At 64.8% G+C, this 24,627-nt stretch carries 19 protein-coding genes; 4 read left to right on the forward strand and 15 right to left on the reverse strand.

What is annotated here, in order from left to right:
• Positions 1-28: 28 nt before the first annotated feature.
• Entirely contained in the window at positions 29-2,527 is a 2,499-nt protein-coding gene (locus J2X53_RS01460; RefSeq protein ID WP_349035706.1) for an FAD-dependent oxidoreductase, read from the forward strand.
• Between the two features lie 160 nt (positions 2,528-2,687).
• On the opposite strand, the gene J2X53_RS01465 is transcribed toward J2X53_RS01460, so the two are convergent.
• The 9 genes from J2X53_RS01465 to xdhA all read right to left on the reverse strand — a co-directional run bounded on the left by J2X53_RS01465 (position 2,688) and on the right by xdhA (position 14,391).
• Complete coding sequence (locus tag J2X53_RS01465; RefSeq protein WP_349035707.1) at positions 2,688-3,485, reverse strand: GH25 family lysozyme; 798 nt, start codon at positions 3,483-3,485, stop codon at positions 2,688-2,690.
• Positions 3,486-3,597: 112 nt separating this feature from the next.
• Positions 3,598-4,677, reverse strand: coding sequence for an FAD-binding oxidoreductase (locus tag J2X53_RS01470; RefSeq protein ID WP_349035708.1), 1,080 nt, complete (start codon positions 4,675-4,677; stop codon positions 3,598-3,600).
• A gap of 171 nt (positions 4,678-4,848) precedes the next feature.
• Positions 4,849-5,940, reverse strand: coding sequence for a BMP family ABC transporter substrate-binding protein (locus J2X53_RS01475; RefSeq protein ID WP_349035709.1), 1,092 nt, complete (start codon positions 5,938-5,940; stop codon positions 4,849-4,851).
• Between the two features lie 51 nt (positions 5,941-5,991).
• Complete coding sequence (locus tag J2X53_RS01480) at positions 5,992-6,921, reverse strand: ABC transporter permease (RefSeq protein ID WP_349035710.1); 930 nt, start codon at positions 6,919-6,921, stop codon at positions 5,992-5,994.
• Positions 6,921-8,009: an ABC transporter permease gene (locus J2X53_RS01485; RefSeq protein ID WP_349035711.1), complete on the reverse strand. Its 1,089-nt coding sequence runs from the start codon at positions 8,007-8,009 to the stop codon at positions 6,921-6,923. Before J2X53_RS01485 ends, J2X53_RS01480 begins: the two co-directional genes overlap by 1 nt.
• Positions 8,010-8,068: 59 nt before the next feature.
• Entirely contained in the window at positions 8,069-9,610 is a 1,542-nt protein-coding gene (locus tag J2X53_RS01490; protein WP_349035712.1) for an ABC transporter ATP-binding protein, read from the reverse strand.
• Positions 9,607-10,542 (reverse strand): xanthine dehydrogenase accessory protein XdhC, encoded by a 936-nt coding sequence (gene xdhC / locus J2X53_RS01495; protein ID WP_349035713.1) that lies wholly within the window; start codon positions 10,540-10,542, stop codon positions 9,607-9,609. Before xdhC ends, J2X53_RS01490 begins: the two co-directional genes overlap by 4 nt.
• On the reverse strand, positions 10,535-12,979 hold the full coding sequence (gene xdhB, locus J2X53_RS01500) for a xanthine dehydrogenase molybdopterin binding subunit (RefSeq protein WP_349035714.1): 2,445 nt from the start codon (positions 12,977-12,979) through the stop codon (positions 10,535-10,537). The genes xdhC and xdhB overlap by 8 nt, the downstream gene beginning before the upstream one ends.
• Complete coding sequence (gene xdhA, locus J2X53_RS01505; RefSeq protein ID WP_349035715.1) at positions 12,976-14,391, reverse strand: xanthine dehydrogenase small subunit; 1,416 nt, start codon at positions 14,389-14,391, stop codon at positions 12,976-12,978. The genes xdhB and xdhA overlap by 4 nt, the downstream gene beginning before the upstream one ends.
• Positions 14,392-14,625: 234 nt before the next feature.
• On the opposite strand from xdhA, the gene dnaE reads away from it, so the two are divergent.
• Positions 14,626-18,057, forward strand: a complete 3,432-nt coding sequence (gene dnaE / locus J2X53_RS01510; RefSeq protein ID WP_349035716.1) for a DNA polymerase III subunit alpha — start codon at positions 14,626-14,628, stop codon at positions 18,055-18,057.
• A gap of 49 nt (positions 18,058-18,106) precedes the next feature.
• Positions 18,107-18,553, forward strand: coding sequence for a GNAT family N-acetyltransferase (locus J2X53_RS01515; RefSeq protein WP_349035717.1), 447 nt, complete (start codon positions 18,107-18,109; stop codon positions 18,551-18,553).
• A 14-nt stretch (positions 18,554-18,567) separates the two neighbouring features.
• On the opposite strand, the gene J2X53_RS01520 is transcribed toward J2X53_RS01515, so the two are convergent.
• Positions 18,568-18,999, reverse strand: a complete 432-nt coding sequence (locus J2X53_RS01520) for a DUF1489 domain-containing protein (protein WP_349035718.1) — start codon at positions 18,997-18,999, stop codon at positions 18,568-18,570.
• Positions 19,000-19,138: 139 nt separating this feature from the next.
• Here J2X53_RS01520 and J2X53_RS01525 point away from each other — a divergent pair, with 139 nt between their 5' ends.
• Positions 19,139-21,415, forward strand: coding sequence for an adenosylcobalamin-dependent ribonucleoside-diphosphate reductase (locus tag J2X53_RS01525; RefSeq protein ID WP_349035719.1), 2,277 nt, complete (start codon positions 19,139-19,141; stop codon positions 21,413-21,415).
• 382 nt (positions 21,416-21,797) lie between these two features.
• Here the strand turns inward: J2X53_RS01525 and J2X53_RS01530 are convergent, their stop codons facing one another.
• From J2X53_RS01530 to J2X53_RS01550, 5 genes are all read right to left on the reverse strand, one after another.
• Positions 21,798-22,436: a DUF1109 domain-containing protein gene (locus tag J2X53_RS01530; protein WP_349035720.1), complete on the reverse strand. Its 639-nt coding sequence runs from the start codon at positions 22,434-22,436 to the stop codon at positions 21,798-21,800.
• On the reverse strand, positions 22,433-22,987 hold the full coding sequence (locus J2X53_RS01535; protein ID WP_349036277.1) for a sigma-70 family RNA polymerase sigma factor: 555 nt from the start codon (positions 22,985-22,987) through the stop codon (positions 22,433-22,435). Before J2X53_RS01535 ends, J2X53_RS01530 begins: the two co-directional genes overlap by 4 nt.
• 74 nt (positions 22,988-23,061) lie before the next feature.
• Positions 23,062-23,469 carry a thioredoxin family protein gene (locus J2X53_RS01540; RefSeq protein ID WP_349035721.1) on the reverse strand — a complete coding sequence of 136 codons (408 nt, stop codon included), beginning with the start codon at positions 23,467-23,469 and terminating at the stop codon, positions 23,062-23,064.
• 14 nt (positions 23,470-23,483) lie between these two features.
• A complete protein-coding gene (locus J2X53_RS01545; RefSeq protein WP_349035722.1) occupies positions 23,484-24,194 on the reverse strand; it encodes a cytochrome c biogenesis protein CcdA in 711 nt (236 codons plus the stop codon).
• Positions 24,195-24,626, reverse strand: a complete 432-nt coding sequence (locus J2X53_RS01550) for a DoxX family protein (RefSeq protein ID WP_349035723.1) — start codon at positions 24,624-24,626, stop codon at positions 24,195-24,197. It abuts the gene before it with no gap.
• Between the last annotated feature and the right edge of the window lies 1 nt (position 24,627).

The following is a 24,627-nucleotide window of genomic DNA, read 5'->3' on the forward strand; positions in this document are numbered from 1 at the left end:
CTTGAAACGTCATTCCCGGAGTCGCCCAATGAAAACTCATGTCAAAGCGCTTGTTGTCGGTGGCGGTGCCGTCGGAAACGGCATCGCCTATCATCTGGCAAAGGCGGGTTGGGATACGATGCTGGTTGAACGCGACGAGCTGACGGCCGGGTCAACATGGCACGCGGCCGGGTTGCTGCCGCTGTTCAACATGTCTTATGCGACAACCCATATCCACAAATACTCGGTCGATCTGTACAAGGCGCTGGAGGCGGAAACCGGCCTGAACGCGGGTTTTGCCGTGGTCGGCAACCTGCGGATGGCGCAGCATCAGGCGCGGATGGACGAATACATGCTGTATTCCTCGGTGGCCGAAACCGCCGGGGTCTACCACGAATTTCTGACGCCCGCGCAGATGAAGGACCGCTGGCCGCTTTTGAATACCGAAGATCTGGTCGGCGCGCTCTATCATCCGCAGGACGGCTACATCAATCCGGCCGATGTGACGCAGGCCATGGCCAAAGGCGCGCGGCAGTTCGGGGCCACGATTGAGCGGAAGGTTCAGGTCAACGGCTATCGCTGGACCGGGTCGGAGTGGATCGTCACCTGTGCGCGCATGGTGGAACAGGGCGGCAATCTGGTCGCCAGCGATGAGACGTTTGAAATTCACGCCGAGCACGTCGTCACCGCCACCGGCAACCACGCGCAACGCACCGCCCGCCTGTTGGGCGTGAAACTGCCCGCGATCCCGGTGGAACACCAGTATATCGTCACCGAACCCGACCCGGCGCTGGTGGCCTGGCGCAAGGCGGGCAACCCCGAACACCCGGTCCTGCGCGACGCTGATGCCAAGTGGTACGTCCGCGAAGAGCGTGGCGGCTGGATTCTGGGGCCGTATGAGCGCAATGCGCCCGCCCGCTTCCTCTATGACGTGCCGCAATCGTTCCGCGCCGACCTGTTCCCGCTGGATCTGGAGCGGATCGAGGCGGAATACATGTCGATGATCCACCGGCTGCCGTCGTCGGAAACCGTGGGGCTGAAGGATGATTTCAACGGCCCGATCTGTTATACCCCCGATGGCAACCCGCTGGTCGGCCCGGTGCCCGGCCTGCGCAACATGTGGATCGCCGAAGGCTTCAGCTTTGGCATCACCGCCGCAGGCGGCACCGGCCACTACCTCGCGCAGCTGATGACCGAAGGTGAAGCCGAGATCGACATGGCCAGCCTTGACCCGCGCCGCTATGGCCAATGGATCACCACCGAGTATTCGGCCCGCAAGAATGAGGAATGCTATGAGCATGTCTTCATCCTGCACCACCCCGATGAAGAACGCGAAGCCGCCCGCCCGCTGCGCACCGCCCCGGTCTATGACCGGCAAAAGGCGCTTGGCGCGCAGTTCGGGCAAGTGAACGGCTGGGAACGCCCGATCTATTACGGCCCCAAGGACGCGCCGGAAGATTTCGACCACAACGCCCGGTCGTTCCGGCGTGGCGCGTGGTGGCAATATGCGGTGGACGAGGCCAGGGCGATCCGCGAAACCGCCGGTCTGATCGACGCCACCGCCTTTACCAAACATCTGGTGCGCGGGCCGGGGGCGACGCAGTTCCTTGACTGGTTCACCTGCAACAAACTGCCCGCCGTCGGTCGTATCAACCTGACCTATGCGCTGACTCCTACCGGCACCACCCGCACCGAATACACCATCGTGCGGCTGGCGCAGGATGAATACTATCTGGTGTCAGCGGGCGCATGGACCGATTACGACAGCGATTACCTGCGCAAATGCGCCGAGGATAAAGCGCCGGAGTTCGGCCATATCGACATCCACGATGTGACCACCCAATGGGGCGTGTTTGCGCTGGCCGGGCCAAACGCCCGCAAGATCCTGCAGGAGATTGTGAAGGACTCCGCCCCGGAAACCGTGCTGTCCAACAAGCGCTTCCCCTGGCTCACGATGCGCAATATCGAGCTCGGCATGGTCCCGGTCCGCGCCATTCGCGTGGCCTATACCGGTGAGCTGGGCTGGGAGCTGCACCATCCGATCGAGATGCAGCGCCACCTGTGGGAGCTGTTGCTGAAAGCGGGCGAAAAACACGGCATGAAACTGGTCGGCGCGCGGGCACAAAACTGGCTGCGGCAGGAAAAATCCTACCGCGCCTTTGGCAACGAGCTGGGCCGTGACGCCACGCCGCTGGAGGCCGCGCTCGACCGCTTTGTTGATCTGTCGAAAGAGTTTCAGGGCAAAACCGCCATGCTGGCCACCGGCATCCGCTCAAAATGCTGCACCCTGCTGATCGACGGCCCCGAAGACTGCGACCCATGGGGCAAAGAGGCGCTGCTGCTGAACGGCGAGAAGATCGGGCGTCTGACCTCGGGCGGCTATTCGGTGGCCTTTGGCAAGCAGATCGGCATGGGCTATGTCCGCCCCGATCTGGCCGAGGTCGGCACGAAGCTCAAGGTGAAAATGATGCTGCAGGAATGGGATGCCGTGGTGGTCGAGGACAGCCCCTTCGATCCCGCGAACGCCCGCATCCGGATTGATGGCTGAACCCGCCGGGGGCCAGCCCCCCAGCTCATCGGTTTCTCGGACCGATGGCGAAACCGATGAGCTACCCGGGATATTTGAACCAAGATAAAGGCCCGATCCGCTTTTATCTTGGCAAAAATATCCCGGGGTCTGGGGCAGAGCCCCAGGGGTTGGGCAGGGTTCAGCGATGGGCGCGCCGCGCCAGCCAGTCGCGCCACTCGGCGGCATTGCCTGAGAACACATTCAGGTCGCCATCGCCCGCTTTGCCGGGAATCTGGCCGGTGCCGGAATATTGCCAGAACGTCCAGCGCGTGCCCGGATAGACCTTTGACGGGTGGTTCGCGACCGAGCGGACCCAGAACTCCACCCCGCGCAGCCGCCACAATTCCCGCGCATGAAAGATGTCGGGGCTGACATAGACCAGCGGCATCTGGCCATAGTGCCGGGCCACGGTGTCGATGAACACCTGCGCCTCGGCCAGCAGTTCGGCCTGCGGCGGGCGGCGGGTGCAGGTCGGCGAAAACGGTGTCCATTCCAGATCGAGCACTGGCGGCAAGGCTCCTGCAGCCTTTGGTACCCGCCGGATGAAATTCTGCGCCTGCGCCCGGCCCGGTGCGCAGTGATACCAGAAGTGATAGGCCCCTGTCGCCACCCCGGCCGCGCGCGCGGCAGTCCAATGCTCGCGGAACATCGGGTCGGCATCGTCGGCCCCTTCGGTCGCTTTGACGAAGGTAAAGTTGACCCCGTTCGCCCGCGCCGTGCGCCAGTCCACCGGCGGCTGATAGCGGGAGGTGTCGGTGCCATGAACCGCATAGGCCGATGGCGCGCGCCCATCCCACGGATGCGGCTTGCGGTCGCCGAAATTGGGGGAAATGACCGCCCCGGCAGGCGGCGGCGGGCCCGCGTCACGCGGGGCAGAGCGGGGACCGCCACAGGCAGCGAGCGACAGGGCGAGGAGCAGGGCAAGGATTGGTTTCATCGGGCAAAGGTGCCGGAAATCCGGCGTGGTGTCACCAGAGGAAATGCGCGCAGGCCCGATCCGGTCTGGCAAAACTCCGCCGGGGCGTTTTGGCGCGTGACGGATCGCCCCGTTACGCGCCAAAACGCGCCGGCGACAGCGCTTGCACCAGATCTGCCGCCAGGTCAGGTGCGCGCCCGAGGATCAGGTCGGCTGCCAGCTGGCTGGCAGCGGGGCAGGACTGAAACCCCTGTCCGCCCTGTCCCCCCAGCCAGAAGAACGACGGCTCCCGCAGATCCGCCCCGATCACCAGACTGCGGTCGGGGGCAAAGGTGCGCAGGCCCGCCCAGCTGGACAACAGCCGCGTCACCGGCGCGGTCACCATCTGTTCATAGCGCGCCAGCCCTTCGGCCAGCACCATATCATCGGCCCAGGCGTCATGCGGCGCGGCCGCGTGCTCTTCGGCGGGGGACACGATCAGCGCCCCGGCATCGGGTTTGGCATACCAGCTTTCGCCCGCGCCAAAGATCATCGGCCAGCGGGCCACATTCATGCCATCCAGTGCCGGGATGCGCGCCATCGACCGGCGATAGGGCGTAAAGCCCAAGGGCCGCACCCCCGCCATCTGCGCCACCCGGTCCACCCAGGCCCCGGCGGCATTCACCAGCACGCGGCCCGTGACCGGACCCTGCGCCGTGGTCAGCTGCCACAGCCCGCCGCGACGGCCAATCGCTGTCACCGGAGCCCCCGTGCGCAGAACAGCCCCCGCTGACCGGGCGGTGCGGGCAAAGCCCTGCAACAGCCGGTCGGTGTCGATGTCCCAGGCATCGGGCGAAAAGGCCGCCAACGTCACCGCCGCCGGGTCCAGCACCGGCACCATGGCGCAGGCCTCCGTCACCGTCAGCGGTTCGAGCCCCATGGCTGCCGACTCGGTGGCAAAGGCAGCGGCATGGCCCGCGCCGCCCACCATCAGCAACCCGCGCGGCGACAGGATCCCCTCGGCCTCATGGAAAAACCCGCCTGAGGCCAGCGACAGCTCGACCACCGCCGGGCTGCCATAGCGCGGCTCGTACAGCGCCGCCGACCGGCCAGAGGCGTGGTGCGCCAGGACAGGTTCGGCCTCCAGCAGCAGCACCGAGGCGAAGGGCGCCAGCCGCGCCGCCAGCGACACCCCGGCAATGCCGCCGCCAATGATCACCACATCTGCATCCATCGCCCGTATCCCCCTAAAACCAGTCCAGTCGCACAGATACCGGGCACACGCGCCAAAGGGCATACCCCCGGCGACATTTTACCGGGGAAACCGGCCCGGATGCATCAAAACCCGGATGCACAGAAAAAGGCCCGCGCACAGCACGGGCCTTTTCAGCATCAGATCACAAGATCACTTCGGAATGTCGCCCGAAATGCCCTCGACAAAGAAGTTCATGCCCAGCAGGTCGCCATCCGGTGCAACCGCGCCTTCGGCCAGCCATGCGGTCCCGTCCTGCTTGTTGATCGGCCCGGTAAACGGGTGATAGGTGCCCGCTGCAATCGCATCGCGCATCGCCTCGGCCTCGGCCTTCAGCTCGGCGGGGATCGCATCGGTGATCTCGCCGATCTCGACCTCGCCTTCGGGAATGCCGGCCCAGCTGTCGACCTGTTCATAGGTGCCATCCAGCAATTGCCCAACCCGCTTCACGTAGTAAGGAGCCCAGTTGTCGATGATCGACGACACCCGCGGGCTTGGCTTGTAATCGGCCATGTCCGACGCCTGACCAAAGCCGATCACCGCGCCATTGGTCTTTGCAGCTTCGGCCAGCGGTGCGGTCGAATCGGTGTGCGACGCGATCACATCAACGCCCTGATCAATCAGCGCCTTGGCAGAATCGGCCTCTTTTGCCGGATCAAACCAGGTAAAGGCCCAGACCACCGACAGCTCGACATCGGGGTTCACCTTTTTGGCGTGCAGGTAATAGCTGTTGATGCCCATCACCACCTCGGGGATCGGGAACGAGCCGATGTAGCCGATCTTGTTGGTTTTGGTCATCTTACCCGCGATATGGCCCTGAATCGCGCGGCCCTCATAGAAGCGGGCGTTGTAGGTCGACACGTTGGCATGGTCGCGCTTGTAGCCGGTCGCATGTTCGAACTTGATGTCGGGGAATTTGGCCGCGACCGTGTTGGTCGGGTCCATATAGCCGAACGAGGTGGTGAAGATGATGTTGCAGCCTGACAGGGCCATCTGGGTCAGCACCCGTTCGGAATCGGCGCCTTCGGGCACGTTTTCCTGATAGGCAATCTCGACCTTGTCGCCATAGGTCTCGACCAGTTCCAGCGCGCCCTGATGGTGCTGATAAGTCCAGCCAAGATCGCCGATCGGCCCGACATAGACAAAGCAGGCCTTGACCTTGTCCATGCCCTGCGCGCTTGCGGCACCGCCAAAGGCAAGGCCAAGACCCAGCGCTGCCGTGGCGAGAAGTGTTCTGCGATTCATTGTCGTCTCCCTGAAGGGTGCCGTTGTCTGGCCCCGGTTTGATATGTGCCCCTAGCGTGAGGCGTGGAAATTCTTGCCCAGACTTGCGGGGGCACTCAACGCCGCCTTGCCACGACCGGATGACATGATGACCAACACCAGAATGGTTATCAGATACGGTGACATCGACAAGTATTCGACCGGAATACGCGCCCCAGCCGCCTGCAGATTAAGCTGAAGCACCGAGATTCCGCCAAAAAGATAGGCACCCACCAGCGCCCGCCACGGACGCCATGCGGCAAAGACCACAATCGCCAGCGCAATCCAGCCCGCCCCTGAGGTGATGCCATCGGTCCACTGCGGCACCCGGACCATGCTGATATAGGCCCCGCCCAGACCGGCCATCGCGCCACCAAACAGGATCGCCAGCATGCGGATCCGGCGCACCTTGTAGCCAAGCGCATGCGCCGCATCATGGCTCTCCCCAACCGCCCGCAGGATCAGCCCGGTGCGCGTGGTTTTCAGCACCCACCATGCCGCCGCGACCGAGGCGATGGAGGCATAGACCACCCAGTCATGGCTGAACAGCACCCGGCCAAAGAACGGGATATCCGCCAGCGGGCCCAGCGGCACCGCCCCGGTGGCGGGGGGGCGGATACCGACAAAGCTTTGCCCCATCAAGGACGACAGCCCCAGCCCGAACAGCGTCAGCGCAAGGCCCGAGGCCACCTGATTGGCCAGCAGAAACTGCGTCAGCAGCCCGAAGATCAGCGCCATCGCCGCCCCGCCCAGCGCGCCGCCGACAAAACCCAGCACCGCGCTGCCCGACTGGACCGAGACGATAAAGCCGCAGACTGCGCCCATGATCATCATGCCCTCGACCCCAAGGTTCAGCACCCCGGCGCGCTCCACGATCAGCTCGCCGATGGCGGCCAGTATGATCGGCACCGAAGCCACCATCAGCGCCGAGATCAGCAGCGCCGGATCAATCCCTCCGAACATCAGATAGCCTCCTTTTTCAGGGCAGGGCGAATGCGGTAATTGCTGAGCAGATCAACGGCCAGCAGGAAGAACAAGAGCATCCCCTGAAACGCCTGAATGGCCGCCGCAGGCAGACCCAGCATGAACTGCGCCAGCTCGCCGCCGATATAGGTCAGCGCCATCAAGAGCCCCGCCAGCAGAATGCCGATCGGGTTCAGCCGCCCCAGAAAGGCCACGATGATCGCGGTAAAGCCATAGCCCACGTTGAAATCAATGCTGATCTGCCCCGCAGGCCCTGCCACTTCGAACAGGCCCGCAAGCCCGGCCAGCGCCCCGGAAATACCCATGCACAGCAGCACCAGCCCGGTCGGGTTCACCCCGGCATAGCGCGCCGCCCGCGGGGCCTGCCCGGCCAGCTTGATGTGAAAGCCAAGGATATGGCGCTGCAGCAGGATATAGGCCGCGATCACCGCCATGAACGCCGCAATCACCCCCCAGTGCAGGCCGGTGCCGGCAATCAGCTCGGGGTTGGACGCGGCAGGGTACTGGCTCAGGTTCCGGCTGCCCGGAAAGCCGCCGCCCTCGGGGTTGCGCAGCAGGCCCAGCGACATCGACGACAGGAAGTTCTGCGCGATATAGACCATCAGCAGACTGACAAGGATTTCATTGGTGTTGAACTTCGTGCGCAAAATCGCCGGGATCATTGCCCAGATCCAGCCCCCGAACGCCCCCGCCACCACCATCAGCGGAAAGATGAACCAATGCTCGGCGGGGTAAAATGCCAGTCCCACACCCGCGCCAAACAGCGCGCCCATGATGTACTGACCCTCGGCCCCGATGTTCCAGATCCCGGCGCGGAAGCCCAGCGACAGGCCGATCGCGATCAGGATCAGTGGCCCGGCCTTGACCAGCAGCTGCGGCCGCGAATAGCTGGCGAACTGTGGATGAAACAACGGATCCCAAAAGATCGTGCGGATCGCCTCGAACGGGTTCTTGCCCAGCGCGGCGAACATCAGCCCGCCCGCGATCATCGTTAGCACCACCGCCAGCACCGGGGTCGCCCCTTGCCAGAACCGGCTGGGCGAGGGCCTCTTTTCAAGCCTCAGCATGGACCCGCCCTTTCATCTTGGCAAAAATACTCATCTTTCCTCCGACTGTGTCCGTGCTGTCACTGCCCATGATGCGCCACCTCCATGCCATGCGCGCCGCCCATCATCAGCCCGATCTCGTCAATGGTCAGACCGGCCACCGGGCGAGGGCTTGTCAGCCGCCCCTCGTTCAGCGCGGCAAAGCTGTCGGCAATCTCCAGCAGCTCATCCAGATCCTGAGAGATCACCACCACCGCCGCCCCCCCGGCGGCACGGTCCAGAATGGCCTGCCGGATGCTCGCCGCCGCCGCCGCATCCACGCCCCAGGTCGGCTGGTTGATCACGATGATCGTCGGCGTCTGGCTCAGCTCGCGCCCGACCACGAATTTCTGCAGGTTGCCGCCCGACAGGGCGCGGGCCGCTACATGCGTGCCCGGCGTGCGCACGTCGAAATCCTTCACGATTCCGGCGGCAAACGCCTCCGTCTTCCCCCAGTCGATGAACCCGTTCCGCGTCAGCCCCTTGCGCAAGGCTCCCGACAACAACGCATTCTCCACCAGAGACATATCGGGTGCCGCCGCATGGCCCAGCCGTTCCTCCGGCGCCGCTACCAGACCCAGCGACCGGCGCTCGTTCGGCCCGGTGTGTCCCACGCCCGCGCCGTCGATCTTCACCGCCGCCTGCGCCGCCCGCACCTCGCCCGACAGCGCCAGCAGCAATTCGTCCTGCCCGTTGCCCGCCACCCCGGCAATACCCAGCACCTCGCCCTTTGCCACCGTGAAGCTGACATTCTTCAACGAGGTGCCAAAAGGGATGGGTGAGGCCACCGACAGATCAACCACCTCCAGCGCCGTGGCACCTTTGGTCCCGCCCGCCCGTTCCGGCGGCGTCAGCGTGGCCCCGATCATCAGCTCCGCCATCTCGCGTGCTGACCTCTCGCGCGGGGTGCAGGTTGCCACCACCTTGCCACGCCGCAGGATCGTCGCCTCGTCACACAGGGTGCGGATCTCCTCCAGCTTGTGGCTGATGTACAGGATCGCGGTACCCTCGGCTGACAGCTGCCGCAGGGTGCGGAACAGGATATCCACCTCCTGCGGGGTCAGCACGCTGGTCGGCTCGTCCATGATCAACAGCTTGGGGTCCTGCAGCAGGCAGCGCACGATCTCCACCCGCTGCCGTTCGCCCGCCGACAGATCGCCCACCATGCGGGCCGGGTCCAGCGGCAGCCCGTATTCCTCGCTCACCGCCTTGATCCGGCTGGCCAGTTCTTTCATCGGCGGCGGGTTCTCCATCCCCAGCGCCACGTTCTCGGCGACATTCAGCGCCTCGAACAGGCTGAAGTGCTGGAACACCATCGCCACGCCAGAGGCCCGCGCCGCCCGTGGCTCGGCGGGGGTATAGGCCGCGCCGCGCAGGGTCATCCGCCCGGAATCCGGCTTCACCAGCCCATAGATCATCTTGACCAGCGTGGATTTGCCCGCGCCATTTTCGCCCAGCAGGGCGTGAATTTCCCCCTCGGAAATCGCAAAAGACACGTCAGAGTTGGCAACCACGCCCGGATAGGCCTTGGTCACCCCCTCGACACGCAGCAGTTCGGGGCGCAGCAGTTCGGGCCGTGTCATAGGGCTGTCTCCTTCAGCAAAGGGATGGCTTTGTGCGAAAGCACGGCCTGCGCCACGCCGATGGCAATGGCTTGCGGATGTTTGCCCAAGGCGGGGTCACCGATCGGGCAGGCGATGCGGGCAATCTCCGCCGGGCCATGGCCAAGGGCGGCCAGCCGCGACCGGAACCGCGCCCATTTCGTGACCGAGCCGATCACCCCGGCGCGGGCAAAGCCATGCGCCAGCAAGCGGTGACACAGGTCCAGATCCAGCGCGTGGCTATAGGTCAGCACCAGATGCTCGGCCCCCTTGGGCGCATGCGCCACCAGCCGCGCCGCATCGGCGCAGGGCAGGGCGGTCACGCCCGCGGGGATGGTATCGGGAAACCGGTCCGCCGCCACATCGACCCAAGTGATCCTCAGCCCCGGCACCGGGGCCAGCACCGCCACCAGCGCCCGACCGACATGGCCCGCGCCCCAGATCCACAGATCGCGCGCCGGGGCAGCCACCGGCTCGACAAACCACCCCTGAAGCAACTGAGGCGCCGGGCAAACGCCCTGACCCCGCGCCCGGTCCAGCAGGCGCTTCACCGCCAGCGGCATCTCGCGCCCGTCCACGCTGCGCGCCACCACCCCGGCCTCGGCCAGCGGCAGGCAGTCTGCGTCATACACCTCGGTCAACAGCGTGACGGCCCCGCCACAGCACTGGCCTAAGGCCGGACCAAGCGGCACGCGCCGCACGCGCCGACCGCCAGTCGCAAGCATCGCCCGCGCCTCGGCTGCCGCCTCATATTCCAGCGCACCGCCGCCGATGGTGCCCGATTGCCTATCCGGCCAGACCAGCATCGCCGCCCCCGCCTCGCGCGGGGAGGAGCCGTCGTGTGCCGCAATCACCACGCGCGCCACGGTCCCATGTGCGGCAACCGCTGCCGCCAACGCATCCAGATCAAACATCGCCGCGCACCCGGCCCACCGCTGCCAGCACCCGCTCGGCCGTTGCGGGCGCGTCCAGCGCCGGATACCCCGGTCCGCAGGCCGCCACCGCATCCGACAGCGCGTAGAGCGCCGAGATGCCCAGCATGAACGGCGGCTCGCCCACCGCCTTGGACCGGCCGACCGTGTCCTCGCGGTTGGGCCGCCCCCAGAGGGCGACGTTGAACACATCGGGCCGGTCCGAACAGGCCGGGATTTTGTAGGTGCTGGGCGCATGCGTGGTCAGCCGGCCCTTGCCATCCCAGACCAGTTCTTCCGTCGTCAGCCAGCCCGCGCCCTGCACATAGGCGCCCTCGATCTGGCCGATATCCAGCGCCGGGTTCAGGCTGTTGCCGGTGTCATGCAGCAGATCGGCGCGCAAGATCCGGTTCTCGCCGGTCAGCGTGTCGATCACCACCTCGGTCACCGCCGCCCCATAGGCAAAGTACAGAAACGGCCGCCCCTTGCCGGCCTTGCGGTCCCATTGCAGCTTGGGCGTGGCATAAAACCCGGTCGAAGACAGGCTGACCCGCGCCTGATAGGCCCACATTGCCACCCGCGCAAAGTCATAAACCTCACCCGCCACCTTCACCATGCCATCCGCAAACCGTACCGTCTCCGGCTTGACCTGATGCTTGCCAGCGACAAATGCCGCCATCCGGTCGCGGATGGTCACGCAGGCCGCCTGCGCGGCCATGCCGTTCAGGTCAGACCCGGAACTCGCCGCGGTCGCACTGGTGTTGGGCACCTTGGCGGTATCGGTCGCGGTGATCTTGACCATCGACGGATCGACGCCGAACACCCCCGCCGCCACCTGCGCCACCTTCTGGAACAGGCCTTGCCCCATCTCGGTGCCGCCATGGTTCAGGTGGATCGATCCATCCTGATACACATGCACCAAGGCCCCGGCCTGATTGAGATGCGTCAGCGTAAAGGAAATCCCGAACTTCACCGGCGTCAGTGCAATCCCGCGCTTCAACACCGGGCTGGTCGCATTCCACTCGGCAATCGCCGCCCGCCGCGCCGCGTAATCCGCAGACTCCACCAGCGCCGCGACCAGCTCATGCCCGATGAAATCCTCCACCGGCATGAAGAACGGCGTCGTCTGCTCTGCCGTATTCATCTTGGCAGAAGTACTCCGGGGGTCCGGGGGCTGGCCCCCGGGGGTTGCCGCAATCGCCCCGCGTGAGGTCAGGTCGATCTCATCATCCACCGGCGGGCGGTCCGGGGCCGTGTCGGCGGGTGCAGCGTCGCCCGCCGGCAAAGCCCCACCGACCATTGCGGTATAGAAATTCGCCCGCCGCACCTCCAGCGGATCGCGGCCCAGCACATGCGCCACATGGTCCATCACCCGCTCGATCCCGACCATGCCCTGCGGTCCGCCAAAGCCGCGAAAGGCGGTGGCGCTTTGGGTGTGGGTCTTCAGGCGGTGGCTTTCGATGCGGATGTCGGGCAGGTGATAGCAGTTGTCGGCATGCAGCATGGCGCGGTCGGCGACCGGCAGCGACAGGTCCTGCGCCCAGCCGCAGCGGAACAGATGGGTGAAGTCCACCCCGGTCAGCTTGCCCTGATCGTCGAACCCAGCGCGGTAGAGGATGCGCAGATCATGGCGCTTGCCGGTGATCATCATGTCATCATCGCGGTCATAACGCATTTTCGCGGGGCGCCCGGTGCGGGCCGCCACCACAGCGCAGGCGATGGCAAGCGCGTTGCCTTGGCTTTCCTTGCCGCCAAAGCCACCGCCCATGCGGCGCACCTCGACCCGCACCGCGCTCATCGGCAGATGCAGGGCGTGGGCGACCTTGTGCTGGATCTCGCTCGGGTGCTGGGTCGAGGAATGCACCAGAAGGTCGCCGCCTTCCAGCGGCAGGCAGGCCGCGACCTGACCTTCCAGATAGAAATGCTCCTGCCCGCCGACCTCAAACCTACCCTCGACCACATGGGGGGCGGTTTGAATCGCGCGGGCGGCATCGCCCTTGGACCAGATCACCGGCCCGTCCTCGAACCGGCTGTTGGCGGCGAGGGCGTCGTCCACCGTCAAAAGCGCAGGCTGTTCGGCATAGCTCACCTTGGCCAACCTTGCGGCCTTGCGCGCGGCCAGATGGCTGGTGGCCGCCACCAGAAACAGCGGCATGCCAAGGTAGAACACCGCGCCGGTCGAGATCAGCGGCTCGTCATGCGCCGAAGGGCTGCAATCGGGCACCTCGGTAAAATCGTCCGGCCCGTAGACCGCCACCACGCCGGGGGCGGCGCGCACGGCAGCCAGGTCAAGGCTGGTGACAGTGCCATGCGCAATGGTGGACAGGCCAAAAGCCAGATGCAGCGCATTGGCGGGCAGCGGGATGTCATCGACATAGCGCGCCTGTCCGGTCACATGCAGCGGGGCCGCGTCATGCGGCAGGGATTTGCCCATGCTCATGCCCGCACCTCCAGCACAGATACCGGCACGCCGGCCAGATCATGCACGTAGCGCCGCAGCATGTTCTGCGCGGTCTGCAGCCGGTACCCGGCTGAGGCCCGCATATCGGACAATGGCGTGAAATCCTGCGCCATCAGCGCCGCCGCCGCATCTGCCGTCTCGGGCGTCATCGGTTTGCCGATCAGCGCCGCCTCGACCGCCGCCGCCCGTTTCGGCGTGCCCGCCATGCCGCCAAAGGCGATGCGGGCCGAGGTGATGAGGCCGTCTTCAACCCCCAGATTGAAGCAGCCGCAGACCGCCGAGATATCCTGATCGAACCGTTTCGACAGCTTGTAACAGCGCAGGTCTGGCGCGTAAGCCGGGATCGTCACCGCCTCGACAAATTCCCCCGGCTGCCGGTCCTGCTTGCGGTATTCCAGAAAGAAATCCTCCAGCGCCATCCCGCGCCGCGCCTCGCCCCGGCGCAGGTGCAGCACGGCCCCCAACGCGATCAGCGCCGGTGGCCCGTCGCCGATCGGCGAGCCATTGGCGATGTTGCCGCCGATGGTGGCGGCATTGCGCACCTGTTCGCTGGAATAGCGCCGCAAGAGCTCACCCAGCGACGGAAAGCGCGGGGCCAGCGCATGGCGCAGGGCGGCAATGGTGACGCCCGCACCGATGCGGATGGTGTCGCCCTGATCCTCGATCTGCTGCAGATCGCTGACGCCTGACAGAAACGCCACCGGCGACAGCGCCCGCAGCTGCTTGGTCACCCAAAGCCCGACATCGGTCGCCCCGGCGATCAGCGTGGCGTCGGGGTTGGCCTGATACCACGCCGCCAGCTCATCGCTGGTGCGCGGGCGGAAGCCGGGCAGGGGGGGCTCCGCCCCCCATCGGCCTGCGGCCTCACCCCCCTGGAGTATTTTTGCCAAGATGAAATCCCGGTCGGTCTTCATCCACTCCGGCACCGGGGCGGCCTCAGCCGCTTTGGCCGCGCGGATGATGGGGGCGTAGCCCGTACAACGGCACAGGTTGCCCGCCAGCTGGTCATCGTGATCGGTCGCCCCGTTCAGATGCGCCGTCGCCATCGACACGATGAACCCCGGCGTGCAGAAGCCGCATTGCGCGCCGTGATGGTCGATCATCGCCTGCTGCACCGGATGCGGCTGACCCTCTGGCCCTGCGATCCCCTCGACCGTGCGCACCGCCTTGCCGTCCAGCTGCGGCAGGAACAGGATGCAGGCGTTCAGCGCGCGGCTGCCGGTGGCATCGGTGACCATCACCGTGCAGGCCCCGCAATCGCCCTCGTTGCAGCCTTCCTTGGTGCCGGTCAGGCCACGGGTTTCGCGCAGCCAGTCCAGAAGCGTCCGGTCAGGGGCTTCATCGGACACGCGGACAGGCGCTCCGTTCAGGTGAAACGCAATCTGCGACATTGTGTTCGTCCGCCGCCTTCTCCCCGTTCGAGGTTTTTCGCATACCCGCCCGATGCGGCGTAAAACGGGCATGCACCCCCAGATTTTTATCAGCTTGTCCCTGTCAGATCATCAAGCAAGGCGATGCGCCACAAGGCAAGACAAATATCCGGCCCCGCATTTGAAGCACCATCGGGATTTGCCGAAGAATGAGGCACCCTTTCCCCGGACCGGATGCTTCGCTAGGCTGGGACAATGTCAAAAGCACCGCGATTCATTCATCTGCGCGTTCACACCGAGCATTCCTTGCTGGAAGGCGCGGTGCCGGTCAAGTCATTGGTCAAGCTGGCAGAGGCAGCGCAGATGCCCGCCATCGCGGTGACCGATACCAACAACATGTTTGCCGCCCTCGAATTCTCGGTGACGGCGCAGGGCGCGGGGCTGCAGCCGATTGTCGGCTGCCAGATCAGCCTGGCACATGATCCGGCCCAGCCGGGCGAGCGTCCGCGCGCGCCCGCGCCCATTGTTCTGCTGGCGCAGAATGAAGCCGGCTACATGAACCTGATGAAGCTGAACTCTTGCCTGTACCTGCGCGGTGACGGGCAGTTGCCGCATGTGACGGTCGAAGACCTGACCCGCCATGCCGCCGGGCTGATCTGCCTGACCGGGGGCCCTGATGGCCCGCTCGGCCGGTTCCTGCAGGCCGGGCAGATGCCAAAGGCGCGCGCGCTGGTGACGCAGCTGGCGGCGGCGTTTCCGGACCGTCTTTACGTCGAGTTGCAGCGCCATCCGGGCGAGGGCGGCCGCCTGCCCCCGGCCGAGGCCGGGTCGGAGCGTGGCCATCTTGAGCTGGCCTATGACATGGGCCTGCCGTTGGTGGCGACCAATGATGTCTATTTCCCCAAGGCCGAGATGTACGAGGCGCATGACGCGCTGATCTGCATCGCCGAGGGCGCCTATGTCGATCAGCAGCAGCCCCGCCGCCGCCTGACCCCGCAGCACTATTTCAAGTCTGAATCCGAGATGTGCGCGCTGTTCGCCGATCTGCCCGAGGCGCTGGAGAATACGGTGGAAATCGCCCGCCGCTGTGCTTTTGCTGCCTACAAGCGCAAGCCGATCCTGCCGAAATTCGCCGATGACGAGGTGCAGGAACTGCGGCGTCAGGCCAATGCGGGGTTGCAGGCGCGGCTGGCGATCATCCCCCATGCGGTGACGCCGGAAGAGTATCAGGCCCGGCTGGATTTTGAGCTGAACGTGATCGAGGGCATGGGCTTTCCCGGCTACTTCCTGATCGTGTCCGACTTTATCAAATGGGCCAAGGACAATGGCATTCCGGTGGGGCCGGGGCGGGGGTCGGGGGCCGGGTCGCTGGTCGCCTATGCGCTGACCATCACCGACCTTGACCCGCTGCGCTATGCCCTGCTGTTTGAGCGGTTCCTGAACCCGGAACGGGTCAGCATGCCTGACTTCGACATCGACTTCTGCATGGACCGCCGCGAAGAGGTGATCCGCTACGTGCAGGACCGCTATGGCCGCGACAAGGTGGGGCAGATCATCACCTTTGGTGCCTTGCTGTCGAAAGCCGCCGTGCGCGATGTGGGCCGGGTGTTGCAGCTGTCTTATGGCCAGGTGGACCGGCTGTCGAAAATGATCCCGGTCGAGGGGGTAAAGCCGGTCAGCATCACCAAGGCGCTCGCCGATGAGCCGCGCCTGCGCGAAGCCGCCAAGGAGGAGGTGGTGGGTCGCCTGCTCGGCTTTGCCCAGCAGATCGAAGGGCTGTACCGCAACGCCTCGACCCATGCCGCCGGGGTGGTGATCGGCGACCGCCCGCTGGACGAGCTGGTGCCCTTGTATCAGGATCCGCGCTCTGACATGCCCGCCACCCAGTTCAACATGAAATGGGTCGAGGCGGCGGGGCTGGTCAAGTTCGACTTTCTGGGGCTGAAGACCCTGACCGTGATCCAGAACGCGATGGACCTTTTGGCCCTGCGCGGCATCTCTTTCGACATCAACCTGATCCCGCTGGACGACAAACCCAGCTATGAGCTGTACGCTGCCGCCAAGACAGTCGCGGTATTTCAGGTGGAATCCAGCGGCATGATGGATGCGCTGCGCCGGATGAAGCCGACCTGTATCGAGGATATCGTGGCACTGGTGGCGCTGTACCGTCCCGGCCCGATGGAGAATATCCCGGTCTATTGCGAGGTGAAAAACGGGCTGCGCGAGATTGAATCGCTGCATCCGACCATCGACCCGATCCTGAAAGAGACCCAAGGCATCATCGTCTATCAGGAACAGGTGATGCAGATCGCGCAGGTCATGGGCGGCTATTCGCTTGGCGGCGCCGACCTGTTGCGCCGCGCGATGGGAAAAAAGATCGCCGAGGAAATGGCGAAAGAACGGCCCAAATTCATCGACGGCGCCAAGAAGACCCACGGGATTGATGCGAAAAAGGCGGGTGAGGTTTTTGACCTGCTGGAGAAATTCGCCAACTACGGGTTCAACAAATCCCACGCGGCTGCCTATGCGGTGGTGTCGTATCAGACGGCCTATCTCAAGGCGAATTACCCGGCGGAATTCATGGCCGGGGTGATGAACTGCGATATCCACCTGACCGACAAGCTGGCTGTCTACAAACGCGAGGTCGACAAGCTGGGGATCGCGATGGTCGCGCCTTGCGTAAACCGCAGCCTTGCCACCTTTACCGTGCGCGAGGGCGCATTGATCTATGCCCTTGGCGCTTTGAAAAACGTCGGCGTCGAGGCGATGAAACTGATCGAGCAGGCGCGGGGGGACAAGCCCTTTGCCAGCCTGTTCGACTTTGCCCGCCGCGTCGATCTGAAACGGGTCGGCAAGCGCCCGATGGAGATGCTGGCCCGCGCCGGGGCCTTTGACCAGCTTGACCCCAACCGCGCCCGCGTGTTCGAAGGCCTTGACCCGCTGGTCGCCTTTTCGGCCGCGATCCATGAGGCGAAATCCAGCAATCAGGTGTCGCTGTTCGGCGAGGCCGGGGCCGACATTCCCGAACCGCGCCTGCCGTTCCGCGACGACTGGCAGCCGGTGGAACGGCTGGGGCATGAACATCAGGCGGTCGGCTTTTACCTGTCGGGCCATCCGCTGGATGACTATATGGGGCCGTTGAAGCGCAAGGATGTGAAGACGCTGACCGAGATCACGCAACTGGCCCAACGCGGCCCGCTGATTGCGAAAATCGCCGGATCGGTCGCGTCAAAGCAGGAGCGCAAATCGGCCCGTGGCAACCGCTTTGCCTTTGTCCAGCTGTCGGACCCCACGGGCCTTTATGAGGTCACCGTGTTCTCCGACGTGCTGGAAGCCGCGCGCGATTTCCTCGAACCGGGCCGCAATGTGGTGCTGACGGTCAAGGTTGACCCCGATGGTGATGGCGTCAAACTGCTGGCCAATGGCGTGCAGCCGATCGACGCGGTCGCGGCCGAGGCCGGGTCCGCCGACATGCGCATCCACCTGAACCGCGCCGAGGCGGTGCCCTCCCTCGCCGCCCTGTTGGCCAAGGTCGAAGGCCGCCACCGCGCCCAGATCACCCTCTGCGTGCCCGACGATCAGGGCCGCGAAATCGACCTGATCCTGCCGCAGCCCTATCCGATCACCCCGCAGATCAAGGGGGCAATCAAGGCGATGCAGGGGGTGGTGATGATTGAGGAGGTTTGAGGGAGACTGTATCAGTCCCCACATTCGCTCTTCGGAGAAGGAGAAGGTCATGGAAACGCTGGTCCGACGGGGCACCGAGGCAGATGCGCATTCAGCAATCGACACAATCCGTCGATCTATTTCCGAATTGTGCGTTGCCGACTACGAGGACGATCCGCAAAGGCTCACAAACTGGTTGCGCAATAAGACAGAGGCGACCTGGATGGCGTGGATTGATCGTCCTGACGCTGCGGTATTTGTTGCAGAACTGAAAGATCGCATTGCCGGTGTCGGGATGGTGGATCAGCTCGGCAATGTACTTTTGAACTATGTACACCCTGACGCGCGATTTTGTGGTGTCAGCAAGGCCGTGCTGGCCGCGCTTGAAAGCGAAGCGCGGATGCATCATGCGCAAAGGTGCCTGCTGGAGAGTACCAAAACGGCACGAGCATTCTATGAGCGGCGCGGCTATCAGCCGCTGGCGGGTAGTGCGACCCACCTATGGAAAGCTCTTTAGCTAAAAGCGCCCCCTCACCGCAACCCAAACTCCGCCATCGCCTCCGCCAGCCCCGGCGGCAGAGCCTCCTCGGCCTCCCGGCCCGGCAGCAGGTCGGGCGGGGCGTCTTTCGGGTCCAGATAGCGCCAGCCCTGAAACGGGCGGCGGGGGACGGCTTGCGTGCGGGTCACCTCGGCGTCGAGCACGATGGCACAGCGCGAGATGCCGTCTTCGCCCGTCACCGGCTCCAGCCCGACAATCCGCTGCCGCGCCAGCACCACGCCCTTGATCACCCAATAGAGTGAGCCACCGGCCAGCACCTCATCGGCGCGTTTGGGCCACATCCGGGTGACGTGCACGGCACGGTCCTTGGGCCAGCGCGCCCGCTGGCTGCGCTGCCAGTCCAGCAGATCCTCCACGCTTTCGGCGCCGACACAGAGTTTCAGGATGTGAATGTGATCTGCCACCGACTCGCTTCCTTGTTTCTGAAAGGCCACAATAGGGCGTGGCGCTGCAACGGCAAGGCGTCGCGCTCGGTTGACCCCCGCGCCATAGGGGCGTATTTTGTGCGTTCCGCTTCATTCCCCACAAATACAAGGCTGTCCCATGTCCCGATTCGCTGCGCCCATTGCCGAACAGATCTGGGACATGAAATACCGGTTCAAAGCGCAGGATGGCACAGCGATCGACGGTTCGGTCGAAGACACCTGGCGCCGGATCGCCCGCGCCATCGCCTCGGTCGAGAAGGATCCGGCCAAGTGGGAGGAAAAATTCTACCACGCGCTCGAAGATTTCAAATACCTGCCCGCCGGCCGCATCACCGCAGGCGCGGGCACCGGTCGGTCGGTCACGCTGTTCAACTGCTTTGTCATGGGCACGATCCCCGACAACATGGGCGGCATCTTTGACGGGCTCAAAGAGGCCGCGCTGACCATGCAGCAGGGTGGCGGCATCGGTTATGATTTCAGCACCATCCGCCCGCGCGGGGCCGAGGTGAAGGGCGTCGCCGCCGATGCCTCTGGTCCCTTGTCCTTCATGGATGTCTGGGATGCGATGTGCCGCACCATCATGTCGGCCGGCAGCCGCCGGGGCGCGATGATGGCCACCATGCGCTGCGACCACCCGGATATCGAGGCGTTCATCGAGGCCAAGAAAGACCCGGCCCGTCTGCGCATGTTCAACTTGTCGGTGCTGGTCACCGACCCGTTCATGGCGGCGGTCAAGGCCGATGGCCCGTGGGAGCTGGTGTTCGGCGACAAGGTCTACAAAACGCTGCAGGCGCGCGATCTGTGGAACAAGATCATGCGCAACACTTTTGATTTCGCCGAGCCGGGTGTGATCTTCATCGACCGTATCAACACGATGAACAACCTGTCCTATTGCGAGACCATCGCCGCCACCAACCCCTGCGGTGAACAGCCGCTGCCGCCTTATGGTGCCTGCCTTCTGGGCTCGATCAACATGGCCGCGCTGGTAAAAGATGCCTTTGCCGCCGGTGCCGCCCTTGATCTGGACGCGCTGGATGATCTGGTCCGCACCGCCGTGCGGATGATGGACAACGTGGTCGATGCCAGCCGCTTCCCGCTGCCGCAGCAAGAGGCCGAAGCGCGGGCAAAACGCCGGATCGGTCTTGGCGTCACCGGGCTTGCCGATGCGCTGCTGATGGTCGGCGCGCGTTATGGCAGCGTCGAGGCCGCGACGATCACCGACACCTGGATGCACGCCATCGCCCGCGCCTCCTACCTCGCGTCGGTCGACCTTGCCCGCGAAAAGGGCGCCTTCCCGCTGTTTGACGCCGACAAATTCCTCGCCTCCAGGTCGTTGACCCATATGGACGCCGATGTGAAGGACGCGATCCGCACCTACGGCATCCGCAATGCGCTTCTGACCTCGATTGCACCGACCGGCACCATCAGCCTCTATGCCGGCAACGTGTCGTCCGGCATCGAGCCGGTGTTCGCCTATGCCTACACCCGCAAGGTGCTGCAAAAAGACGGCTCGCGCACCGAGGAAGAGGTGGTCGATTACGCCGTCCGCCTGTGGCGCGAGAAAATGGGCGATGCGCCGCTGCCGGAGCATTTCGTGAATGCGCAAACCCTGCCGCCGCTGGATCATGTGCGCATGCAGGCAGCTGCACAGAAATGGGTCGACAGCAGCATCTCGAAAACCATCAACTGCCCGGAAGACATCAGCTTTGAAGATTTCCAGCAGGTCTACATGGCCGCCTGGGATCAGGGCTGCAAAGGCTGCACCACTTACCGCCCGAACGATGTGACCGGCTCGGTGCTGACCGTCTCCGAAGCGTCAGACAAAGCTCCGTCCGAGGCTCCGGCCAATGGCCAGCAGGATGGCGAGGTGATTTACCTGTCGGAACCGCTCGACCGCCCCGCCGCATTGGAGGGCGCGACCTACAAGCTGAAATGGCCGGGCTCCGAACACGCGCTCTATATCACCATCAACGACATCATCATCTCTGGCCACCGCCGCCCGTTCGAGGTGTTCATCAACTCCAAGAACATGGAGCATTTTGCCTGGACCGTGGCGCTGACCCGGATGATTTCGGCGGTGTTCCGCAGGGGCGGTGATATTTCCTTTGTGGTTGAAGAGCTTAAAGCCGTGTTCGACCCGCGCGGCGGGGCGTGGATGGAAGGCAAATACATCCCGTCGATCCTCGCCGCCATCGGTGGCGTGGTCGAACGCCACCTGATCGAGATCGGCTTTATCGAAGGCGAAGGCATGGGGCTGAAATCCGACCCCCATGCCGAAGTCGTCGCCATCGGCGCGCCGCGCGGCAAAAGCTGCTCCAGCTGCGGCAGCTTTGACATGCGCATGATCGAAGGCTGCATGACCTGCGCCAGCTGCGGTTATTCCAAATGCGGGTGAACTGAAAAAGGGCGGCACGCACCCCATTAAACATGGGGGATTACCATGGATCAGACCGATCGCACTCTTCCGCAGGATCTGACGCCGTGGCACTTGCAAGGGGGGCGTGACCTGATTTGTGCCGGCCCGGGGGGCCCCAGGGCCGGTACACTGCTCTCTCGGCCCGGCGCAAAATTCCACGTGCGAAAGCGTTGGCCTTGTGGCCAGCGCCGGACCGATTTATCGCCCTGCAGACCGACACAAGAGGCGCACTCGCGGGCCGAAAGATCGGCTGCGGCGCGCGACGTGACGGGCGGAAACCGGTCGGTTGCAGCAAGATAAAAATGTGTCCGGCTTGAAACTGGCGCAACAGGGGCTTGATCCGGTCGGAGCACGACGACGGTCACCAGCGCAAGAACTGATGCCCCAGCCACGCACCGGTCATGCCGACGATTCCGATGGCAAGCCCATACCACGTCACGAAGAAAAGCGGGGAATCCTCTGTGCAGTGCAGAGCATAGCCCGCTGTGACACCTGCTGCGGCCGCGATGCCCAACAGTGTGCCGGTCAGGACGGGGCGCGTCGGCGCCGCGCGTCGCAGCAGGCAGACGCCAGCCGCCAGAGGAAGCGCCGAGAGCAGTGTAATCGAGCCAAGGCAGACAAGCGCAGTCTGCCCCATCGTTTCCGACAGCAAGGAACCCTCAGCGCCGGCAAGGCGCCAGAGGACCAGCGCAATGGCCGGCGCGGCGGGAACAGCCAAGGGCCACAGTGCAAGTCGCGCCTCTGGTCTTGAAGACCGCAGAGCAAGCCAGATCGCCGAGATTGAAAGCAGCACCGGCAGAACTGTCTTGGCCTGCACCGGCAGCTGCTCCCATGCGGCGGCCAGATCGGGCCGCAGACCCGAGACCGCCAGAAACGGGACAAGTCCGATCACAAGCAAAGTCAGCATCCCGCCCGCCGTGGCGACGGGATTGAACGGCACGGGCGCGGGGGCTGCGGCAAGGTCGCGGATCAGATCCCGGGTGCTTTGCCTGTTCGTCATTTCATCATCCTTTCGGCAAGGTCCGACAGCCGCCGCATCGCCCGGTGCAGCGCAACACGCGCGGCACCTGCGGTCATGCCGACCGTCTCGCCCGCTTCTTCGGCGGTCTTTCCATCCAGCGCCACCGCCCTGATCAGCCGGGCTGATCGCGCGTCGATCATTTTCAACATGACTTCGGCATCCCGTCCGGACAAGGGAGCCGCGGCATTCTCTTCGGGCAGCACCTCGGCAAAGTCCTCGATCGGCAAGGTCACCGAGGCCCCACGCCGCCGGAAGGCATCCACCACCTTGTAGCGCGCCACTGCATAAAGCCACGGCCTGACCGGCGCATCCCGTCGCCACGTCTGCCGCTTCAGATGGATCGCCAGAAGCACCTCTTGCAGAATATCCTCGTGCTCGTCGGGGGGAAGCCCGTCGCCCCGCCGCCGGATCACGGCGCGCAGCGTGGGCGTGACGGCGTGCAGGAACCGCGCAAAGGCCGCGCCGTCGCCATCATTTGCGCGGGCCAGCAAGACTTCCCACGTCTCGTCCTGCTGCAACCGAACCTCCATGCCCACGGGCACCACCCTAACTGAAGCGGACCGCACAGAGCAATCACGGCTTGGTGAAAGGGTGTTGGTCGCCATCATCCGGCCGCCGCCAGCGCAGCATCGAAGAGCGTCCTGATTTCCGCCTGTCCCGTTCCGGCGACGATGCGGCCGATCTCTGCATGCCCTTTGAGCGCGACGAGGGTCGACCGCCGCGGAATCTTCAATGCCTGCGATAGCTTGCCCTTGCCATACTGGTCCCAGTCCACGACGATGAAACGGATCTTGCGGCCATAGGCCGGGGTTTCGGCCATCAGCCGCGCGATCACGCGTTCCTGTGCCGCGCAGGTGCTGCACCAGCTGGCCCAGAAGTCGAGGATGACCACTTCGCCCGCATCCATCGCTGCTTCGGCGAGGCCGGGAGAATAGAACGTCCGGTCATCGGCGCGCACGGGGCCGCCCAGCAGCAGGGCGGCGGTGGACAAAAGCAGCGTTCGGCGGTTCATGGGATACCTCGTGTTCAGATGCTGACGGAAAGATCGACGAGCCAAGTGGGCAGGATGCGCAGCGCGGTGGCCTCGAGCATGTGGTTCAGGCCAAGGAACAGCGCGGTGCCGACGGCGATGAAAACCCAGCCCATGACCGGCCGCGCCCGGACCGAAAGTGCCACCATCCGCGCCATGTTCTGCCTGAGCCACCCCCGCAAACCATAGGCAGCGGCGAGGATCAGGGTTGCCACCCCCGCGGCAAAGGCGGCCATGACGGCAGCGGCATGACCAAGGCTCTCGCCCGTGCTGGCCAGCGCGATGGCCGCGCCAAGCGTGGGGCCGATGCACGGGCTCCAGACCGCACCCAGAAGCGCGCCGCCCGCAAACTCGGCCCCGATCCCGCGCGGGGTGGCGGTGATGCGGGCATCCGCTGCGGCTGCAAGCCCCGCCGATGCCATGGAAAACCGTCGCCCCAGTGCTGGCACGGCGAGAACCAGACCGAAGCCGACCATCCCCAGCGCGGCGATGCGCGTGAGATCGTCAGAATGAATGCCAAACGCCGGGCCAATGGCTGCAACGCCCATGCCGAACACGACAAAGGACAGCCCCATCCCTGCGGCAAGGGCCAAGGGTGCGCGCCCGTCGGTCTGAAGGCTGCTCGCGACAACGATGGGCAACACCGGCAAGACGCAAAGGTTGATCAGCGTCAATACGCCCGCAAGATAGGCAAAGACGATTGCCATCTAGCGCCCCGCCGCGCGATCAAACCCGGCCAGATGATCGACCGCCCACCGCCCCGGCCCCCGCGCGACCACGGCCAGAAGCGGCGCGGCCCACAACCCATGTGTCATCCAGGCATCGGGATAGACAAAAATCTGGATAACGGCCGTCATGGCCAGCAGCCCAAGCGCGGAAAACCGGGTGAACAGACCAAGGATCAGGAGTGCGGGCAAAAGATGCTCGGCCAGAGTTGCCATGACTGCCGCCATCTCATGCGGGATCAGCGGCAGGGCATATTCATGTTCGAACAGGAACCATGTGGAGTCCTTGATCGAGAACCCGTCCACCTTGGTTCGCCCCGACTGCCAGAACACCAGCGCAGGAAACACCCGCAGCATCAGGAAAACCGGTGCGTCGGGAATGGCCGATAAAGTCAGGTTCAGCCTTGTGATCATG

The sequence above is a fragment of the Pseudotabrizicola sp. 4114 genome (genome assembly GCF_031457365.1).
Lineage (GTDB): Bacteria > Pseudomonadota > Alphaproteobacteria > Rhodobacterales > Rhodobacteraceae > Pseudotabrizicola.

Coding starts and splice junctions, on each gene's coding strand:
- J2X53_RS01460 (WP_349035706.1), top strand. CDS start 29: ATGAAAACTCATGTCAAAGCGCTTGTTGTCGGTGGCGGTGCCGTCGGA.
- J2X53_RS01465 (WP_349035707.1), bottom strand. CDS start 3,485: ATGAAACCAATCCTTGCCCTGCTCCTCGCCCTGTCGCTCGCTGCCTGT.
- J2X53_RS01470 (WP_349035708.1), bottom strand. CDS start 4,677: ATGGATGCAGATGTGGTGATCATTGGCGGCGGCATTGCCGGGGTGTCG.
- J2X53_RS01475 (WP_349035709.1), bottom strand. CDS start 5,940: ATGAATCGCAGAACACTTCTCGCCACGGCAGCGCTGGGTCTTGGCCTT.
- J2X53_RS01480 (WP_349035710.1), bottom strand. CDS start 6,921: ATGTTCGGAGGGATTGATCCGGCGCTGCTGATCTCGGCGCTGATGGTG.
- J2X53_RS01485 (WP_349035711.1), bottom strand. CDS start 8,009: ATGCTGAGGCTTGAAAAGAGGCCCTCGCCCAGCCGGTTCTGGCAAGGG.
- J2X53_RS01490 (WP_349035712.1), bottom strand. CDS start 9,610: ATGACACGGCCCGAACTGCTGCGCCCCGAACTGCTGCGTGTCGAGGGG.
- xdhC (WP_349035713.1), bottom strand. CDS start 10,542: ATGTTTGATCTGGATGCGTTGGCGGCAGCGGTTGCCGCACATGGGACC.
- xdhB (WP_349035714.1), bottom strand. CDS start 12,979: ATGAGCATGGGCAAATCCCTGCCGCATGACGCGGCCCCGCTGCATGTG.
- xdhA (WP_349035715.1), bottom strand. CDS start 14,391: ATGTCGCAGATTGCGTTTCACCTGAACGGAGCGCCTGTCCGCGTGTCC.
- dnaE (WP_349035716.1), top strand. CDS start 14,626: ATGTCAAAAGCACCGCGATTCATTCATCTGCGCGTTCACACCGAGCAT.
- J2X53_RS01515 (WP_349035717.1), top strand. CDS start 18,107: ATGGAAACGCTGGTCCGACGGGGCACCGAGGCAGATGCGCATTCAGCA.
- J2X53_RS01525 (WP_349035719.1), top strand. CDS start 19,139: ATGTCCCGATTCGCTGCGCCCATTGCCGAACAGATCTGGGACATGAAA.
- J2X53_RS01530 (WP_349035720.1), bottom strand. CDS start 22,436: ATGACGAACAGGCAAAGCACCCGGGATCTGATCCGCGACCTTGCCGCA.
- J2X53_RS01535 (WP_349036277.1), bottom strand. CDS start 22,987: ATGGAGGTTCGGTTGCAGCAGGACGAGACGTGGGAAGTCTTGCTGGCC.
- J2X53_RS01540 (WP_349035721.1), bottom strand. CDS start 23,469: ATGAACCGCCGAACGCTGCTTTTGTCCACCGCCGCCCTGCTGCTGGGC.
- J2X53_RS01545 (WP_349035722.1), bottom strand. CDS start 24,194: ATGGCAATCGTCTTTGCCTATCTTGCGGGCGTATTGACGCTGATCAAC.
- J2X53_RS01550 (WP_349035723.1), bottom strand. CDS start 24,626: ATGATCACAAGGCTGAACCTGACTTTATCGGCCATTCCCGACGCACCG.